The 18,320-nt window shown below is 61.8% G+C and carries 12 protein-coding genes and 2 tRNA genes; 3 read left to right on the top strand and 11 right to left on the bottom strand.

Features of this window, described 5'->3' with window-relative positions; genetic code table 11:
- Positions 1-219: 219 nt before the first annotated feature.
- The 6 genes from EJ078_RS27035 to EJ078_RS27010 all read right to left on the bottom strand — a co-directional run bounded on the left by EJ078_RS27035 (position 220) and on the right by EJ078_RS27010 (position 4,349).
- On the bottom strand, positions 220-990 hold the full coding sequence (locus EJ078_RS27035) for a PopZ family protein (protein ID WP_245458973.1): 771 nt from the start codon (positions 988-990) through the stop codon (positions 220-222).
- A 269-nt stretch (positions 991-1,259) separates the two neighbouring features.
- Entirely contained in the window at positions 1,260-2,654 is a 1,395-nt protein-coding gene (locus tag EJ078_RS27030) for a TolC family outer membrane protein (protein WP_127214988.1), read from the bottom strand.
- 181 nt (positions 2,655-2,835) lie between these two features.
- Positions 2,836-3,510, bottom strand: coding sequence for a protein-L-isoaspartate O-methyltransferase (locus EJ078_RS27025; RefSeq protein WP_127847180.1), 675 nt, complete (start codon positions 3,508-3,510; stop codon positions 2,836-2,838).
- 126 nt (positions 3,511-3,636) lie between these two features.
- Positions 3,637-3,710: transfer RNA gene (locus tag EJ078_RS27020), tRNA-Cys, on the bottom strand.
- Positions 3,711-3,887: 177 nt separating this feature from the next.
- Positions 3,888-4,148: a hypothetical protein gene (locus EJ078_RS27015; protein WP_066999931.1), complete on the bottom strand. Its 261-nt coding sequence runs from the start codon at positions 4,146-4,148 to the stop codon at positions 3,888-3,890.
- Complete coding sequence (locus tag EJ078_RS27010) at positions 4,149-4,349, bottom strand: hypothetical protein (RefSeq protein WP_127214986.1); 201 nt, start codon at positions 4,347-4,349, stop codon at positions 4,149-4,151.
- A gap of 14 nt (positions 4,350-4,363) precedes the next feature.
- On the opposite strand from EJ078_RS27010, the gene EJ078_RS27005 reads away from it, so the two are divergent.
- Positions 4,364-4,438: transfer RNA gene (locus EJ078_RS27005), tRNA-Asn, on the top strand.
- Positions 4,439-4,530: 92 nt separating this feature from the next.
- On the opposite strand, the gene EJ078_RS27000 is transcribed toward EJ078_RS27005, so the two are convergent.
- From EJ078_RS27000 to EJ078_RS26985, 4 genes are all read right to left on the bottom strand, one after another.
- Positions 4,531-5,421, bottom strand: a complete 891-nt coding sequence (locus EJ078_RS27000; RefSeq protein WP_164757357.1) for an FHA domain-containing protein — start codon at positions 5,419-5,421, stop codon at positions 4,531-4,533.
- A gap of 892 nt (positions 5,422-6,313) precedes the next feature.
- A complete protein-coding gene (locus EJ078_RS26995; RefSeq protein ID WP_127403951.1) occupies positions 6,314-9,460 on the bottom strand; it encodes an efflux RND transporter permease subunit in 3,147 nt (1,048 codons plus the stop codon).
- A gap of 78 nt (positions 9,461-9,538) precedes the next feature.
- Entirely contained in the window at positions 9,539-10,417 is an 879-nt protein-coding gene (locus EJ078_RS26990; RefSeq protein ID WP_127214972.1) for a hypothetical protein, read from the bottom strand.
- Entirely contained in the window at positions 10,404-13,508 is a 3,105-nt protein-coding gene (locus EJ078_RS26985; RefSeq protein ID WP_127403952.1) for an efflux RND transporter permease subunit, read from the bottom strand. The genes EJ078_RS26990 and EJ078_RS26985 overlap by 14 nt, the downstream gene beginning before the upstream one ends.
- Before the next feature lie 442 nt (positions 13,509-13,950).
- On the opposite strand from EJ078_RS26985, the gene EJ078_RS26980 reads away from it, so the two are divergent.
- Positions 13,951-15,255 carry a hypothetical protein gene (locus EJ078_RS26980; RefSeq protein WP_245457128.1) on the top strand — a complete coding sequence of 435 codons (1,305 nt, stop codon included), beginning with the start codon at positions 13,951-13,953 and terminating at the stop codon, positions 15,253-15,255.
- 153 nt (positions 15,256-15,408) lie between these two features.
- Here EJ078_RS26980 and EJ078_RS26975 read toward each other — a convergent pair whose 3' ends face one another.
- Positions 15,409-15,873 carry a hypothetical protein gene (locus tag EJ078_RS26975; RefSeq protein WP_127403953.1) on the bottom strand — a complete coding sequence of 155 codons (465 nt, stop codon included), beginning with the start codon at positions 15,871-15,873 and terminating at the stop codon, positions 15,409-15,411.
- Positions 15,874-16,611: 738 nt separating this feature from the next.
- On the opposite strand from EJ078_RS26975, the gene EJ078_RS30570 reads away from it, so the two are divergent.
- Positions 16,612-17,700 (top strand): isoprenylcysteine carboxylmethyltransferase family protein, encoded by a 1,089-nt coding sequence (locus tag EJ078_RS30570; protein WP_245458971.1) that lies wholly within the window; start codon positions 16,612-16,614, stop codon positions 17,698-17,700.
- The last annotated feature ends 620 nt before the right edge of the window (positions 17,701-18,320 follow it).

The following is an 18,320-nucleotide window of genomic DNA, read 5'->3' as shown; positions in this document are numbered from 1 at the left end:
GAGGAAGTCCGAACTGTCGGGAACAAGCGTCCGGTGTAAATCGGAAGCTCTTGGCCGAGTCAACCGCGAGAAGGATGAGCCCGCCTTGCCCAGATAGGCTTGCGGCGATCAGCGGCAAGCCCATTACTCATCGCAAGACAAATCGCGCGGCCGCATTTTCGCGGAAATAAAAAGCACCGCCCGACGGCGGCCCCTTTTACACTGAAAGCTCAGACGAAATCACTGCGCGCCGCGCGCCACGCGCTCGATTTCCTCGCGCACCAGCCGTTCGACCAGTGTCGGCAGGTTGTTGTCGAGCCAGTCCTGCAGCATCGGTCGCAGCATCTCCTCGGCCATCTCGTCGAAGCTCTTCTTGCTGCGGCTGGCGAAGGCATCGGAAAGCTCGCCGAAGGCCGCCGCGACCTGACGGCCCGCATGCTCGGACAGGATTGCCGGCCGGGCTGGCGGCAGGTCGGACGAGGATGGCGCCGGAACGTTGCCAGGCGCCGCGGTTTCGGCCGTTGGCGCCGCAAGATCCTCCTCGTCGATCTCGACTTCGGGCGCCACTTCCGGAGTTGCTACCTTCGCCTTGACGGAACTTCCGCCAACGGCGGCGATCTCGCGCCGCCAATCGGCGACGATGGTATCGGCACTTTGCGGCACGCTCGCCGCGCTCCCCGCAACCGCCGGGGTGTCCGGCTCCGCGGCTACCCTGGCCCCGACTTCCGCCAGGGTGGAGGGAGCAGGCGCGGTCTTCACCGGTTCAGGGCTCGTCTCGGCGATCGTCGGATCGGACGCCGCAAGCTGGGCCTGTATTTCCGCCAGACTCACCGGCTTGCTGGGAGCGGATCCGACGTTGAGCTCGGAACGGAAGGCATCAAGGTCGGCCGTCTGCGCCGCCGGCGTCGGCCGGAGGTCCTGGCGAACGTCACCGTTGTCCGCCGCCGGTTGCTTGCGGCCGGTATCGCTGTCCTCGATGATCCTTCGGATGGAAGCAAGTATCTCTTCCATGGAAGGTTCTCGCTGCGCGCTGCTCGCTGTCGCCATCGTCACATCCGCCGCCTTTGTGACTTGTTCAAGATTTCCATTCCGGCAAGACCGGAATTCGAATCAATGCGAACAGCGTAACCGACCGATCGTCATCCGAGAATCCCCAATCTGAGGAGACGTTGGATTTCAACAGATTAGCTCGCTACGCCGCCGGCAGCCGACCGTCTGGTTCCAATGCAAAAGCGCCGCGCATCCATTGGACACGCGGCGCTTCTGGAAATGCCAAAGGTTCAGCGGCCGTCCGGCGTGCGCAGCCCGATCCACTTGTCCTTGACGGCGTTGTAGTGCTCTTCCGGGTTGTATTTCGTGACCGCCAGGCCGAGTTGGCCGGCGGACAGGCGGCCGATCGCCGACAGGATGGCGTAGCTCGCCACGACGACATCGCGCTCGGAGCTCGCCTGGTTGATCTTGGCGGTGATGACGGCGTTCTGCGCGTTGAGCACGTCGAGCGTGGTGCGCTGGCCGACATTGCGTTCCTCGATGACGCCGTTGAGCGCCAGTTGCGCGGCGGCGATCACCTGCCTGTTGGCATCCACGCTTTCGCGCGCGGCGGTGTATTGCGTCCACGCCGAAGCCACGGCCTGGCGCACCTGGTCGCGACTGACGTCGACCTCGATGCGGGCCTGGCTGAGCGATTCCTTCGATTGGCGGACCAGCGCAGAGGTGCGCCCGCCCGAATAGATCGGCACGGTAAGCGTTGCACCGATATTGGCCGAATTGGTCGTTCCTTCGGAACCCGCCGATGCAAAAACGCCGGGCGAGGTGTTGCGATACTGGCTCGAAATCCCGGCACTGGCGGAAAGTTGCGGCAATAGCGCCCCTTCGGCCGACTTAACCGAAAAGGCCGCGGCGTCGACGAGATGCTCGGTGGCAAGGATGGCCGGATGCTCCGCGGCGGCGATGGCGAAGGCCGAATCGAGGCTTCCCGGCAGCAGCTTTCCAACCGGCGCGGCAGCCCTGAGCTTGCCCGGCTCGTCGCCGATGATCTGGTGGTAGGTCGCAGCGCTTGCCAGCGCCGTCGCGCGAGCGCTGGCGAGTTGCGCCACCGCGGTCGCCCGCGAGGCATCGGCCTGTGCGACGTCGGTGCGGGTGCCCTCTCCGACCTCGAAGCGCGACCGCGCGGCGCGCGCCTGCTCGGTCAGGAATTGCAGGTTCTGTGCGGTCAGGACCGCGATCTGGCGATCGCGGATCACATCCATGTAGGCGCTTGCCGCGTTGAACAGGATGTTCTCTTCGGTGTTGCGGAGACTTTCTTGCGAGGCCCTGACCTGCGCTTCGGCGGCGGCGACATTGTTCTTGGTTTGAAAGCCGTCGAACAGCGTCTGGTCGATCTCAACCCCGAAATTGCCCGTAGTGATATTTAAGGTTTGACCAAGGTTGTTGTTGCGGCTGCTCGTGTAGTCGATGCTAGCCGATCCCCTGATCGTCGGGCGGTAGCCGGACTTGGCGATGGCCACGCCCTCGTCGGTGACACGGGTGCCCGCGCGGGCGGAATTCAGCTGGGAATTGTATTGATAGGCTTTGGCGAGCGCGCCGGTGATGGTTTCGGCGGATGCTGCCAGCGGCGAAAGCGCGGTCGCCGAAACAAGTATGGCTGATAGAAAAGTCTTGTGTAGGGGCGGCACGTATTATCCCTCATTCGTTTGCATGGGAACCACGCCGCGCACCTTTTCCTTCCGGATCAGCTAGCGCCGCGTGTTTATCGTCCCCCGCTGACAGCCCCCGAAAATGCACGTGAAGCAAATCAGCAACGATTGTTCAAGCGCAAGCGATCATGACAGCGCCTTCGCTGCAAGGCAAAACCGCTCAAAATTCGAACGCATGAGCACGTTCGAACCCCGGTAGTGGCTTAATTGCCGCATTAAATGCGCGTCTGCCGGTTACAACCCCCCCGGCCTTGACAAAAAGACGCGCAACGCCGGAGTTGCCCTGCCCCTCGACCACAACCAGCCGGCCGTCCTCGGCGAGTTGGCCGAGCAATGCCGCGGGCACCTCCTCGACGCTGCCGCCGATGAAGATTACGTCATAGGGCGCCGCGGCGGCATGACCCTCCGGTAACGGCCCGGTCACTACTGTGGTGTTCTGGCAATTCAGTGCCGAAAGGGTCGACTTCGCGGCTTCGGCAAGCGCCGGGTCGCTTTCGAGCGCAACCACCGATTTTGCGATTCGGGAAAGCAGCGCGGCCGAATAGCCGGTGCCGCAGCCGACATCGAGCACCGAATCGGTGTCGCTGATTTCGGCCAGTTGCAAAAGCTTGGCGAGCGGTGACGGTTCCATCAGATAGCGGGCACCGCCGCCACTGACGCCATCGGTGATGCGGATGTCCTCGTCGATATAGGCTAGGTCCCGCTGCCCGGCGCCGACAAAAGCCTCGCGCGGCACGGAAAGCATCGCTTCGATCAGCGGCGCGCTGGTCACATCGGTGGTGCGGATCTGGCCATCGACCATCTTCACGCGGCGTTCGGAGAAATCAGCGTTCATGTCCCAACCAACCCGCTTCCCGCGCCCAATTCGCTGCCCGCGCCCGATCCGATTTCCAGGCAAATGACGCGGGCCAATTCGACCGGAACCTAGCGCCCCGGCGCGACAGCGCCGGAGCCCGGGCATTGGAGGCCTCGCCCGGAATCGAACCGGGGTGCAAGGATTTGCAGTCCTCTGCGTAACCACTCCGCCACGAGGCCTTCCATGCTCCCGGCGTTCCGGGGCAACTCAATATGTTGGCGGTGAAAGGTCGTCAAGCACCGGCAAGTCATTCCCGATGCTTTCCCATCCGTCATCGAAGGCAGTGGTTGCCGATTGCTTGCGGCCGATCCCGATGGCGTCGCCGGCACCTGCCGGACCTTCTACCTGCAAAGCGCTCAATCCGGCCGGCGGCGGCGTTCCCACCAGACGACGAAGCGGCGCCTGTGACGACGCACCAATGCGAATTCGTAGGACAGGACCAGCAGGCCGATCGGAACCATCCAGAAACCGAGAATCGGCAGAAAGCCCAGAATCCCGCCGATTGTGAGCAGCACGCCGATCGCGATCCGCAATCCCCGCGAGCGCGGCATGGAGAAGTCGCGGCCGAAGACCGTGATCTTGCGCGCCGGTGGGTTATCGTCGTCAGTTGCCGTCATTCAAAGCCAGATCCCATCTGCGCGGCCGATGTCATAAATACCAAAGGACGACCAGCCGCATTGTTCCATGCCGGTGTCAAGCCGCTCATATGTGGGCACGCCGAGACGATGCCACAAATCGCCGCACGAAAAACTGCAGAAAAATTGCGAATTGCTGCTTTGCAAAGCCGAAAGGTGTTTGCTATAGGCTGCGCCACTCACGTCAGAGCCTCCGTTCCCCGGTAGCTCAGTGGTAGAGCAACCGGCTGTTAACCGGTTGGTCGCTGGTTCGAATCCGGCCCGGGGAGCCAATCGCCATTGAATTTCACTGAATAAACTTCCGATTCTACAAGCGCGCGGCGCTGGATCCGGCAGCATGCGGCAACGGTCAAGCCCGGCCGGGTCAGTCTGAGATAATTTCGTAGTGAAGGATTTCGGCGTCGCCGAGGGACGATCTCCGTCCAGGCGAGATGACGCCGGAGCCGAAGAGAAGAATATCTTCGCGGCGCACGAATACCTCATGGTCGGGTCCCATCGACACAAAGGTGCCCGACGAGCTTCGCTCGATAAGCACGGCCTTGCCATTCGAAATGGTGAAGGTCGCGTGGTGCCTTGAGACCCAGGGCCGCTGGATGACGATGTTGCATTCCGGGGATCGGCCGATCGTCACCAACTCGTTGTTTCGGCAGGATCGCAACTGATCTCCATAGCGGATGACCAGATTGATCTGCCGCGGCGGGGCGGAGCGTCTCTCGATAACCGTGCCCCGGCTGACGATTTGCGTACTGAGGGCCCGATCCTCGCTCCCCAGGGTATAGACATCGAAGAGTTCTTGCTTTCCCTTGAAAGCCATTTTGTCGAGGAGCCGCAGGGCACTGCGGCTATCCGCGCAAAGGGCTTCGAAGAAGCTCTGGCTGATCAGCACCTCCCCGGGGTTGGCCGTGGTGGACAACCTTGCGGTGACATTGATAACGTCTCCGAATACCGCGCCCCGCGCGCGAATGACCGCCCCGAAATGCAATCCGATCCGGGCGTGCAACGGCCCTTTCGTCAGTTCGCTGCTGATTTGGAAGACGGCCCTCAGCGCCGCCTCCGAACTGTCGAACAGGCTGAGCACGTCATCGCCCTTCGAGTAAATGAAGTCACCGCCGTGCCGGGCGACGATCTCGCGTATCGCGTCGAGGCAATCCGAGATCTGCTGCAGAGCTGCATCATCGCCGATGCGCTCATAGAGCGGCGTGCTGCCCACGACATCAGCTAGGAGGACTGCGGCCAGAAGTCTTTCCTGATCCATCGGCTCGTATCCGACCAAGAACGCAACGTATAGCATAAGTCGCCCTCCTTGCCCGCCTGGGAGCCGGGTGCTGTGGCGAGACCACCTTGCACGGACAACCCGGCCTTGTTGCCGCCCTGGCAACTGCACAAGACTTTCCACGGCTATGACCAAGGCTGCCAAGCGCACGTTGAAGCGCAAGCGGACGATGCGGTCCGGAACAGCATTCCGAAAGCGACGAGAGGATAGCGACGAATAGGCGCGGCATACGGGCCGGTTCAGGGTAATGCTGAGCGGCGCCCGTGAGACGAGCGGGTGGAGTGTATCATTTTAATACAATCCTCAATTTGTAGACTCCTGCCATGCATCGGCAGCTAGTGTTCTCCGTCCAGGCTAGTGGAGGGAGCCGCGGACCGGGAGGAAAAAGATGTCCATCCAAAAGGAAGACTATCGCACGAACCGAGCCGACTATGCCTTTGCCGCGAAAGGCCAATCGGCCGTCGATGTGGGCCGCAACGAGATTCTAGAAAGAAGAAAGAAGACTCTCTGGCTAAGAGATCCGCGAATGGCCAGATTGGCCGCAAATCCGTGCGAAAGCCTTCCAGGACCAAAACCCAGACCGCGCGGGAATTAGCGACGTTGCTTCACTTATGGATGCGTGCCCCATCATAGCGGCAGGAGCGTATAGCCGGTGCCGTATTTCGTTTCCTAGGCCCGCCGGCTAGGCCCAGCCCTGTTGGCCTGCCCGCTTTGTGAAGACGAAATCACGGACGCGTTCCTTGCTGCTTCAAGTCCTCCGAGTTTTGTAAGTTGTCATGCTGTTTCGCTGCGCGATCGAGATCGCCAACGGTATAGCCGGTGGATTGGATGCGGTAGAGTCACGAACGTTCTGCTCTAGGTCTCGGGCCTTGTATCAAAGGGGAGATGGTTCCAGGCCGAGACCTGTGGTCCGCGCCGGCGATCGCGCCTGCAGCGAACCGAGTCTGAGATAGATGGCAGGCACGACGAAGAGGTTCAGAAGCGTTGACGTGATCAGCCCGCCCAGAATGATGATGGCCATCGGATGTTCGATTTCCTGCCCGGGAATGTTGCCGGTGACAACCAGGGGGACGAGCGCAAGACCGGTCGCCAGCGTCGTCATGAGAATGGGCGAAAGGCGTTCACGCGCGCCGCGCAGGACAAGTTCCGGTCCGAAGGGCTCGCCCTCCTCGCGCTCCAGATGCAGGAAATGGTGGATCAGAAGCACCCCGTTGCGGGCCGCGATGCCCAACACCGTCAGGAACCCCACGAGGCCGCCTAGCGAGATGATGCCGTCGCCCAGATACGCGGCGATGACCCCGCCGACCATAGCGGCCGGCAGTGACAGGAAAACCAGGGCAGCGAGCCTCCAGCTTCTCAAGGAGGCCTGCAGCAGCATGAAGATTACGACCGCGGCGACGACAGAGGCATAGACGAGCCTGCTTTGCGCAGCCCTGCGTTCCGCCGCCTCGCCCAGCAGCTGGGCATGATAGCCGAGCGGAAACTCGAACTTGGCCAGGCGCTCCTCAACCTCATGGACGACCGAGCCCAGGTCGCGGTCGCGCACGTTGGCATGCACGTCATGGCGGCGCGAGGCGTTCTCACGTTTTATGGTGCTGGCCACCGGGGCAATCTTGACTTCGGCAACGTCGCCGAGGCGGACCTGACCGCCGTCGGGGGTATCCAGGAGAACGTTCTGTACGTCGTCAAGGCCGCGCCGCGATTTGGGCGTCGACCATACCATGACGTCATACACCTTGCCGATGCGATGAACGTCGCTCACCTCGTGACCGGCGAAGATCACGGCAGCAGCGCGACGAACATCGCCGGGCTTGAGACCCCTGGAAGCCGCCTTGGCGATATCCACGGTGACCTGAATTTGCGGTACCGTCTTCTGCGGCTCCTCGTGTAGGTCAATCAGGCCCTCGATGCCGGTCAGGGCGTCGCGGACCCTCACCGCCTGCTCGCGCAACATCGCCGCGTCAGGCCCGAAAATCCGAACCACTATCGACTCGCCCGACCCGGTGAGCACTTCCTTCACGCGCTCGCGAAGGTAGGTCTGGACGTCGCGATAGATACCGGGATAGCCGCCGACCGTGTCCTGAACCGCTTTCAGGGTCTCGTCATAATCGACCTTCGGATCGACGCTGATCCAGTTCTCCGTGAAGTCGATGCCCACCACCTCGTCGGCCACCAGCGCCCGGCCGATGTGAGCGCCGAAGTTGCGCACCCCGGGAATGGATCTCAGTTCTTTGCTGGCAGCCACCGTCATCCGGTACATCTCTGCATGCGATGTCCCGGGCGGCGTCAGCCAGTGCATGAGGAAGTCACGTTCCTTGAAGGAGGGCAGGAGCGAGGTTCCGAGCAGCGGCCAAACGCCCAATCCCGCGACCACGACGAACGCGGTGATCCCAAAGATCGTGCGAGGAGCCGCGATGATCCGCGACAGCATGGCGGCATAGCCTCGCTGCAACCGCCCGACAAGCGGCGAGACGCGCTCGATCGGCGCTCCTTGAAGCAGGATAAGGCAGAGTGCCGGCGTCACCGTCAGCGCCACGGCCATCGAAGCGAGGAGCGCGATGGAATAGGACGTCGCCAGCGGTACGAAGAAAGTGCCCGACAGACCACCCATGAAGAACACAGGGACGACCGAGATGACGATGATGAGGGTCGCGGCGACGATCGGGCTGCGGATCTCGAGCGATGCTTCCAGGATAACTGATGCCACCGATTTGCCAGCGCCGCTGCGGCGATTCTCGCGCAATCGCCGCGTGATGTTTTCAACGTCGATGATAGCGTCGTCCACCACCGATCCCACCGCCACGACGAAGCCGGCCAGCACCATCGTGTTGATGGTCGTTCCGAGCCAGTAGAGAACAAGTCCCGCCGCGACCAGGGAGAGCGGAATCGCCAGCAGGCTGATGAGCGCCACCCGCCACTCGAAAAGGAAGGCGCCGAGAACGCAGACCACCAGGACCGATCCCACCAGCAAGGCCATTGTCAGATTATGGATCGAGAGCTCGATGAACGTCGCCGGGCGGAAGATCTGCAGGTCGACGTCGATGCCCTTGAGGCCGTCCCTCATTTCGGCGAAGGCGGCCTCGACGCCGCGCGTGACCTCCAGCGTATTCGCCCACGGGAACTTCTCGACGATCAGCATCATGCCGGGACCGTCATTGATCACAGCGTCGCCGATCGGCAGCGGTTCCCCCCAGGTGACGTCGGCAAAGTCCGCCAGTACCAGTCGCTCGCCGGCTTTTGACTCGACCGGAATTCTCTTGACGTCCTCCAGCTTCACGCTGGACGCTATGTCGGCGCCGACATACAATCGCTGGTTGTCGGTGTCGATGAAGCCTACGGTCTGGCTCTTGGCTGAGCTCGACATCGGCAGCAGGCCGAAGTCCAGCGCATCGGCCGAAGCCTCCATGACCTCGTTCAGCGTCACGCCGTGTTTCAGCATGCGTGCGGGATCGACCTGGATCTGCAGCTGTTTGAGCTTTTCGCCCCACATCGCCACGTTGGCGACGCCGGGCACGCGCAGCAGGCGGAAGCGAATCTTCCAATAGGCGGTCATCGACAGGTCGAGCTGAGTGAGCTCCTTCGACGAAAGGCCGATCTTCATGGTCCTGCTGGTCGACGACAAGGGCTGCAGCATGACGGGCGGGCTCGAGCCGAACGGCAGTCTGGCCGACGCAAGCTGCACTCGCTCCTGGACGAGCTGCCGGGCGTGCATGATGTCGGTTCCCCGCTTGAAGATCATGACAATGGAGGACAGCGACATCACGCTCTTCGAGCGGATGACGTCGAGTTCCGGTGTGCCGCGCAGTGCATCCTCGAGGGGAATGGTGATCAGCTCCTCGACCTCGGCGGTCGACATGCCGATACCCTCGGTCTGAATCTCCACCAGCGGCGGGGAGAATTCGGGGAAGACGTCCACGGGCATCTTGCGGAACACGTCCAGACCCAGCAGCACCATCAGCGCTGCCGCGGCCAGTACCAGATACCGGTATTTCAGATTCGTGCCGATGATCCAGCGGAACATGGCCCTGTCCTTTGTTCGGATGATTGGACGCCGGCTAACTCAGGCGTTCGCAAGCGACGGAATGTCTTTCACGCCCGCTCAGTGGCCGCCAAACTTCAATTCAACCCCCATCAGCTCGACCGCGCCGACCGACACGACCGGCGTGCCGCGCGCTGGTCCGTCCGACAGCACTGCTATGTCGCCAAGGACGCGCTCGACAGCCACTTTTTGGCGGACGAAGACGAGCGGCTCCGGATTGGAGTAGAGCCAGCTGTCCCCGTGCTCGTCATAGACAACCGACGAGTAGGGCACGATCTTCGCCATGCTGCCGCTCTCCGGCGCCTTCATCGCCACGAACGCATGATCGCCTGGCTTGACGCCGCTGCTTGCCTCGAGGAATTCAAAGAACCGCCCGTCGTCCCGGTCCTTCACCGCCACCGGCCGCGCCGTGTAATATTTACCGGAGCGGCCTTGGCCGGTCAGCAGCACGACCACTAGACCGTCCTTATCCTCGTCCGCCGGGTTGGCGACGCCGAAAATCTCGGCAAACTCGTCGTGGTCGCCGGTCTCGTCCTCGTCATCCTCGTCGTCGACAACCGCGATCAACATCTGGCTCGCCGCGTCCACAGGCACCTTGATCAGGGATTGCCGTGCTTGGCCGCTTTCACCGGCCGGCGCGATGGAAGCCGTCTCCGTAATTGCATTCACCGACGGTTCACCGCTCGCAATCTCGACCTGGGCGTTCATCATCATCCACCGCTTGGCCGTCTCCTCCCGCAGCGCTTCGGTCTGGATGCTCAGTCGTTTGGCAGCCTGTTCGGTCAGAACCACGCGTGGAAATGGCGAACCTGCGACCTCTACCAGCTTGGCAGGCGCGCCTGCGGGCGACTCCGCGACCGCGAGGGGTCCCGTGGCAACCACGACGAAAGCCACACCGGCGACGAGGGATGACTTAAGAAAAAGCCTATTGCGAAGCATGTGCAACTCCTCCAAGGCGTCGTGAAACCGGGCCGGAATGGAGCATCATGGCCGGTAGGACGAACAGATTGATCAGGACTGAAATGACTGCGCCTGCGATCACGACCCATCCCATTGGATGCAAAATCTCCAGACCGGCGGCGCTGCCCATGACCACTGCGGGAAGGAAGGCGAGGCAGGTGACCAGCGTGCTCGTCAGCATAGGCGCAAAGCGCTCGCGCGCGGCCGCCGCGACACGGTCCGGCCAGGATTCGTCATCCTCCCCGGTCTGATCGACGCGGCTGGCCAGAACCAGACCGTTGCGGAGTGCAAGCCCGAGGACGGCGAGAAGTCCGGCAAGCGCCCCAACCGAAACGGTGCCCGTTACCGCCACGAGGATCGCCGCGACGCCACCCGACACTGCCACCAGCGAAAGGAACATGCCGGTCGCCAGTCGCCAGCTTTGCAGCGCCGCCTGCAGCAGGAAGAAGATCAGCACTGCCGCCGACGCTGCGAAGAGCGTCACCTGCAGCATGGCTGCACGGCTCTCGGCATACTCGCCCCGAACGTAGGCATGGTATTCGAAGGGGAGCTGCACCTTCTTGAGCTCTGCCGCCACGTCTTCCGCCACTGCCGTGACGCTGCGGCCTGCGACGCTGGCGTGAACGTCCATGCTGCGCGTGACGCCGTCACGCTCGATGGTGCTCAACTGCGGCACCATCCGCACCTCGGCGATATCGCCAAGGCGTGTATGCGGGCGATCAGGCGTTTCGATCAGAAGATTCTCGACGTCGGCGATGCTGCTTCGTGCGTTGGGAGCCCCCCAAACGACCACTTCGAAGACCTTTTGCTGCTCGAACAGATTGCCAACCTCGAGCCCGGCGAAGACCGTCGCTGCCGCGCGCCGGATGTCTCCCGGTTTCAGTCCACGTGCGGCAGCCTCCGCAACGTCGACCTTGACCTCGATTTCGGGCGAGAAAGCGTTCTTGTCGATGCGTACGGAGTTGATGCCGTCAACGGCGGCGATTCTCGCCGCGACGAGCTTTGCCTGCTCTTCAAGCACGGCCGTCTCGGCCCCTTCGATGCGGACCACCACTGGTTCGCCGGCGTCGGCGAAGATCCGCCCGGCCGTACTGGCCAGATAGCCTTCAACCTTCACCTCGAGGTCCGCGAAGCCTTCCATCGTGTCGCGAATTTGCGACAGTGCGGCGGCTCGGTTCCCCCGCTCGTCGAGCCCAATCCAGAGCTGCCCGGATTCGATGCCGGTGACCTGGTCGCCCGTGATGGCCCTGCCGAGATGGCCAGCGACAGAGCTGACTCCATCGATTGCGCGGACTTCGGATTCCAGTCGCGCCATCGTGCGGATCATGGCGGGCAAGGATGCACCCGGCGCGGCCTTGAACGAAACGCGGACGGTGCCTTCGTCAAAGGACGGCGACGGCGACCACTTCAGGGCGGGCGTCGCCGCGAGTAGCGCCAACACTCCGAGACCCACGATCGCATAGGCAGGACCGGTCGTCGCCGAGAACCTCCCCAGCAGCCGCCCATAGGCCGCACCGAACAGCCGCGCCACCACAGGTTCGGACCTGTTTCCTGCTGCGCTGCCCGAACGGAAAAAAACCATCGCGAGGGCGGGCGCCGCCAAGAGCACGACGACCATGGCAGCGGCCACCGTGACGCCATAGGCCTGAGCCAGCGGCCGGAAGAATGCCGCGGTTTCGCCGTCGAGTCCGAGTATCGGAGCGACCGCCAGCAGACCGATCACCGCTGCATAGATCATTGGCTTGCCGATTTCGCCGATCGCATCGAATAGAGGCGCGGCGAGCGGACGGCCGCCACCGGCACGAAGGCGTCGCCCGAGGGCCTCGGCAGCCACTACCGCAGTGTCGACCACGAGGGAAAGCGCGGCCGCGAGGCCGGCCAGGTGGATCAGGTTGAAGATCGGGCTGCTGAAATAGAGAGCGACAAGTGCCGCGACATACGACAGGACGATCGCGACGACGGCGACGCTCGCCGTGCCGACCGGCGTCAAGGACAGGAAGAGGGCTACGGACACGACCACCATGGCGGCGATCACCATCCGGACCAGATTGGCCAAGGCGCTGTCGACATAGTCGGAGGCGCGGTAGAGGGAGGCGTCGATGTCGATGCCCGGCATGCCTTGGCTCAACTCCGCGAGCGCAGCTTCGACCCCCGCTACGACCGCTTTGGTGTCGACGTTGGGAAGCTTCTCGACGACGAGGATGAGGCCAGGCTGTCCGTTGATCATCGCATCGCCGATCAGCGGCGGATGGCCTTCGACGACCTCGGCCACGTCTCCTAGCCTGAGCGCGGAAGACGGGACAGCAACCTTCGTCAGGTCGCTGGCCTTGCTGATCGGTTGCACATGCTGGATGCCGAGCCTCTGGTTCGGCGTGTCGATCCAGCCTCCGCTTCCGAGTACTGACGCTTCCAGATAACTGAGCGGCGAGACCCAGAGCGAATCCCCGGCGCTCTCTACGGCTTCATCGAGCGAGACGCCTGCCGATTCGAGGCGCTGAGGTTCGATTTGCACCTGAAGCTGGCGAGCGCGCTGGCCCCAGATCGCGACGTTGGCGACGCCCGGCACGCTGAGCAGCTTCGGCGTCATCGTCCACCGGGCCAGCACCGACATGTCGATCAGCGACACGGTCTTGGACGACAGTCCGACGATCATGGCGCGGCCTGCCGCCGACTTCGGCTGCAGCATGGTGGGCGGCTTCGAGACATTGGGCAGGGCCCAAGCCATCGTAAGACGCTCCTGCACCATTTGTCGGGCTTTCATCGGATCCATGTCGGGCTCGAAGGTGAGCAACACCGAAGCCATCCCCGGCACCGACTTGGAATGAATTGATTTGAGGAACGGCGTCGCGGTCAGAATCTCTTCGAGATTGATGGTCACCAGGCTTTCCACTTCGCCTGTCGACAAGCCGAGCGCCTCGGTCTGCACCTCCACGACCGGCGCCCCGAACTCGGGAAGAGCATCGGTTTTGGCTTTGGGAAGCAGAACGGCACCCGCCGCTACCAAGAGTAGCGCGGCTGCTAGGACCAGATGCCGAAATTCGAGACTCAGCTTGACGAGCGTTTGCAGCACGGCAACCCCCCGCGATTCCGCGGCGCGCGAAAGCGCGCCTGCGACAGATCAGAGACAGTCCCAAAGCGTATCATGCGGGAGGGCGCCGCATAATTAATCAATATTGCAAGGCGCTATTACCGTATATCCGGCGGGTCTCTAACTTTTGGAGTAGAGAAATAGTTCATACAAATTTATTAGGATAGCCACTCACGCCGTGAGTGCTCGCGTCGGTTGCATGCGCGTGTGTCTGTTTCCAGCGAAAGGCTGGACGTGCTCTGGCGCAATTTGCCTCGGTCGGGGAGTGCCCGAATATTGATTCGAGGAAGGCGAAGCGGGACCGCCAATTTGCTGCGCCGGCGGTCCTCGGGGGAGCGTACCGGGCGCGGAACAGCGAAGCAGTGTTGTAGAGATGCGACACGTTTGCGTTTGTATGAGACAAGTCGCGTTTGTAAGGGACAAAATGACGAAATCGCAGTTGCCACAGTGGAACCATCGGATATCATCGACGCGTGGTGCATCTCATGGGGGCTCGCCGGTCATTCGCCTTTTTATCTTAGCACTTAGTGGCATAGGGCTGCTGTACTCTTCGGCTTCGGCACTGGCGGAGGAGCACGAGCGGGCTCTGGCCGAAGAAACGATACCGGCTCTGGCCGAAGAATGCGCTGCGCCCTGCGCGGGGTACGAGGCTACCGCGGAGCTGCAGAACGACTGGATATTTGGCGCACATCCGTCTTTCCTGAGATCCGATGTGTTCTTTCCGAAGTTGGAGCTCGATCTTTTCTACGCGCCGACGGATTATCTTCGGTTCGTGAGCGCCATCATTACCGAGCCCGTGGTCGACCCGGAACCCGGGGAGGATGCGGCCTTTCAAGGGATCGGCACCTATGTCGGTGAGCTCTACGCCCTCGCTAAGGTCGATCCCCTGACCGTGAGGGCCGGAAAGTTCGACACGGTGTTCAGCCTGGCCAGCGAAGCCCTGCCGGGGATACACGCCCCGGATCTGGCGTCTGTTTTTGACGCTGACGAACGTCTGGGTGGCGAAGCTGTTGTTGGCTTCGAGGGCTTTGGGCTGAACCATGCCCTGGCCGCGACGGTATTCACGACCGACCGGACGTTCCTCAGCGAGTCGCTCTTTACCAACCGTGGACGGCTCACGCTGGCGGATGGCGGTGCCGGCAACACCACCGGTTTATCCTCATTCTCGGTTACCCTTGATGGCTGCAAAGGCGCAGAAAAGGGCGATTGTTACAAGGACGGTGAATTTGGCTATCGCCTTGGCATCCGATACCAGAAGCCCGGGCTCTCCGCCGACACAGGGGAGGAGGAGGAAGAAGAAGAGGAACCGCTGCCGGGGACCGGCAATGAATTGGCCTACCTTGCTGCCGCCACTGGAAGCTTCGACCTCAACGGGAACACACTGAGGCTTCTCGGCGAATCGGCCTACCTTAAGCATTTCGATGGCGGTCCGGACGACGCTCTGCTTCTCACCGGATCTGTCGCGCTGGAAGTGCAACCTATGACCTACATAGCCACCTACACGCATCAGCGGAACTTTGTCGCCGACGGTCCGGACACCCGCGAGCAATTGGCGGATTTCGAAGTGATTTATGCGTCTGGGGAAGAAGAAGACGCGCCGTCCGGCGCGGCGAAATGGAACCTCGGCGCCGCCTACACATTCGCGGAGAATGCTGAGGACGAGAGAACGCACACCTTCAGTGTGCGCGCGACGCTCCAATTCGGCGGACACGTGAAGTTAGGCAGGTAGGTTCGATCGCCCGGATGTCCGGCGCTTGTTGACGGCTGCCTTCTGCTGAACTCGAGTGAGGTCCGCAAGCCCGTCTGCCTGCGCCGGACTTGTTTCTTCTCTCAGGCTGATTGAAGCTATGTCAGCGACCCTTCAGTGCAAGAGTTTCGCCCATCAGCCCTTCACTTCCTTTCCATCCGGATCGAAGACGGGCTGAACGTTCTTGCCCTTGTAGCTTATCTGGAACTCGTAACTCACCTTGCCGTCGCGCATCAGCTTCTCCGCAAGCTTGATCTTTCCACCTGCGAATTTCGTATCAACGGCCGCACGCACCGATTGAGGCACCGCTTCCATCGGAATTGATTCCTCGACGACGATGACCTTGCCGTCTTTATGGTAGAGCACATCGCGCGTCATTGCGCCCTCGACGCTTGCTATCTCGAAAACCAGTTCTCCGTTCTCGACCTCGCGGGCGCATGCCTTGACCTTGGCGACGGGGAAATCCTTGTGGAACATGTCCCGCACCACCAACGGCACCTTCTTGCAGGCTATCGGCTGTTCCGCGGCCGACGCGCCGGTCGCCCCGGCAAGCACGAGGACGAACGCGCCGGGCGCCAGGCAGTAACGAACAGGTTTCATGGGGGACCTCCTTCATATGATTTCATCGGCTTTCGGAGCACCAACACTGGACTCGACCAGACAAGCACGCAGTGCCGCTTTGCCGCCTCTGCCGCGGCGCCGAGTTCGCTTACTCCTAATGGCTCTGCGGCGGTGTGCGGCTGTACGTACTTGCGCGAGCTTCGCCTGCAGCAATGCGACCCACCAAGTTGACAAGTGTTGCGCAACCGACCCGCCGCGCTAGCCAGCGGACCGTAGGCTTGGCTAAGGGACCCAGCGCGACCGTTGCCCGACGTTGGAAACCCAAGATAGGACAAAGCGCGCCGGCGGACCGATAGCCCAAAACGGCTTTGCCGGCCTAACCGAAAGCCGTAGCGGCTCACCCGAGGTTCCGGACGCCCCCAGCGGGAGGTGGCGCCGTTCCGGTCGTCGCTCCCGTCGCGAGCATGCTCTTTTGCAGCCGCAGCTCCGGCGCCTGCTCGGCGACGACTTCCTTCAAGCGCTACAATGAGCCGAAATCCCGCTCTCTCAGTTAAGCCCACTCTGGCGTTGATTTCGGACAACACGGAAGAAACCCTTCGCAAAAAAGGGGTAATCCCGTCGCAAGCGAGTCAGCTCAACTGCCGAATCGTAAAGCCTGACGACTGCTGCAATACATATGCGCGTCAACCTGAAACGTGCTCGCAGGCACGAGGGAGCCTGCACTGAATGTCTCGCGGAAGTGTCGCCGTAGCGCCCAGCTCATCTGCTCACGTCCTGGTGGCCGAAGACCTTAACAAGTCCTACGGGTCACGAAAGGCGTTCTGCCCAGGCCATTTGGGCCGAGAAAGCCAAGAACCTGGCCAGCCCGCAGGGGGAACGATCGACACAGAAGCGACCTCCATCAGCATCCCGACGACCATTCTGCAGCCTAGCACGGGACATTTCGTCAACGGAGACACGGGCCGGCTGCGCGTCGAGCTTCTTGATCCGACGAAAACACCTCCAAGCCGCCGTCTCAACAATGAGATCCCGAATGTCCTGATCCGCGCCGAGATGCCCATCCTCGCCTTCGAGGCCGAAGGGGGGGCAGCTCCAAGACGTCTGCGTTCAGCTTACCGAGGAGACGATCCAATGATCGATACCCCTCCTGTTCAACCGCACGGCCAGCAAAGCCTGGCAAGCGCAGGCGAGCCGCATATCGGGGGGTGCGCTCAAAATGCGGAGCCCAGAAACGCGGCCCCTTCATTCAAGGGGGCCTCGATGAGAGTTCAACCAGTCAATCAAAGGATGCGAATAAACGCCGCTCGGGCAGCGGGGCTGGTTGCTGCAACTGTTATCCTGTTTTCGCACCCCGGATTGGGTGGGCGCGTACATGAACTGATCCAGATGGCGGGTCTCGGCCTGGTCCTCACCTGCTTCATTGGCAGGATGTGGAGCATTCTCTATATCGGTTCAAAGAAGAATCTGGAGTTGATTACCTCCGGCCCCTACTCGTTGACCAGAAACCCGCTCTATCTCTTTTCTACGCTTGGAGCAGCTGGGATCGGATTGATCCATGGATCGATCGCCGTCGCTCTGGCGCTGGGATTTTTCAGCTATTGGATCTTGGTCATCACGGCAGCCAAGGAGGCCGAACACCTGAAGACGATCTTCGGCTCGCAATACGATTCCTATGCGCGCTGTACGCCGCTGTTCTGGCCGAAACTGTCCCAATATACGGACTCTGCCGAAGTTGTCTTCTCCCCGAAAGCGCTCAAACGCAACTTCCAGGATGGACTGTACTTCCCCGCAGCCTATCCCGCCATTGAAGCAATCGAACAATTGCGAGCAGGCAGTTACCTCCCGATCCTCATGACGATCTACTGAGATCCGCCAAGTGCCAGATCCTCTCTCGGCAGCAGGACCAAATGGCCTGCCGATTTCGGCATCGTCACCAGTTCGTCGAGTTTGATGAAGTAGCCGCGGGAGTCTTGGCGCTCGTGCCGGGCACCGCGATGGCCATTTTGCATGGCCGAACTGTCGCCCAGGATGGTTGACCACCGAGGTCTGTGACCTAGCTTTACGATGGAGCGTCCAGACTCCGAAATGGTGGCATGGCGCGCACCGTGGGAGAACTCCCCGGGACGTTGAGGATGGAGAGGCGCGAGCTGGCTTTCGACCGGCGCCCAGCCATGCATCGACAAAATTCCCCCAGTACTGGGGCCGAAGCGGTGACAGCTTCGAAGGCAGGCAGCAAAGTTAGCCAGGGCGAGGAGCCACACACCGCTTCACGAGCTTAAAGTTACATCGGAAACCGCGCAGGTACGGCGATGTCAGATCTTGCCGGGTTTTACGCAGACGACACAGGTCTCGCTCTCCTGGGCGGGATGACAATATTTGTGTTGGTAGGCTTCTTTCTTGTGGTCCGGCGTATCCTCATCGCAGCGAGACGGCGTCACCAGTATGGCTACCTGAGCGAAAGCACGCCTATTCCCCTCGATGAGGCT

The sequence above is a fragment of the Mesorhizobium sp. M1A.F.Ca.IN.022.06.1.1 genome (genome assembly GCF_003952605.1).
In the GTDB taxonomy this organism is placed as follows: domain Bacteria; phylum Pseudomonadota; class Alphaproteobacteria; order Rhizobiales; family Rhizobiaceae; genus Mesorhizobium.
This window is presented reverse-complemented; position numbering and strand designations above follow the sequence as displayed.

Coding starts and splice junctions, on each gene's coding strand:
- EJ078_RS27035 (WP_245458973.1), bottom strand. CDS start 990: ATGGAAGAGATACTTGCTTCCATCCGAAGGATCATCGAGGACAGCGAT.
- EJ078_RS26980 (WP_245457128.1), top strand. CDS start 13,951: ATGACGAAATCGCAGTTGCCACAGTGGAACCATCGGATATCATCGACG.
- EJ078_RS27000 (WP_164757357.1), bottom strand. CDS start 5,421: ATGGATCAGGAAAGACTTCTGGCCGCAGTCCTCCTAGCTGATGTCGTG.
- EJ078_RS26990 (WP_127214972.1), bottom strand. CDS start 10,417: ATGCTTCGCAATAGGCTTTTTCTTAAGTCATCCCTCGTCGCCGGTGTG.
- EJ078_RS27025 (WP_127847180.1), bottom strand. CDS start 3,510: ATGAACGCTGATTTCTCCGAACGCCGCGTGAAGATGGTCGATGGCCAG.
- EJ078_RS26995 (WP_127403951.1), bottom strand. CDS start 9,460: ATGTTCCGCTGGATCATCGGCACGAATCTGAAATACCGGTATCTGGTA.
- EJ078_RS26975 (WP_127403953.1), bottom strand. CDS start 15,873: ATGAAACCTGTTCGTTACTGCCTGGCGCCCGGCGCGTTCGTCCTCGTG.
- EJ078_RS27015 (WP_066999931.1), bottom strand. CDS start 4,148: ATGACGGCAACTGACGACGATAACCCACCGGCGCGCAAGATCACGGTC.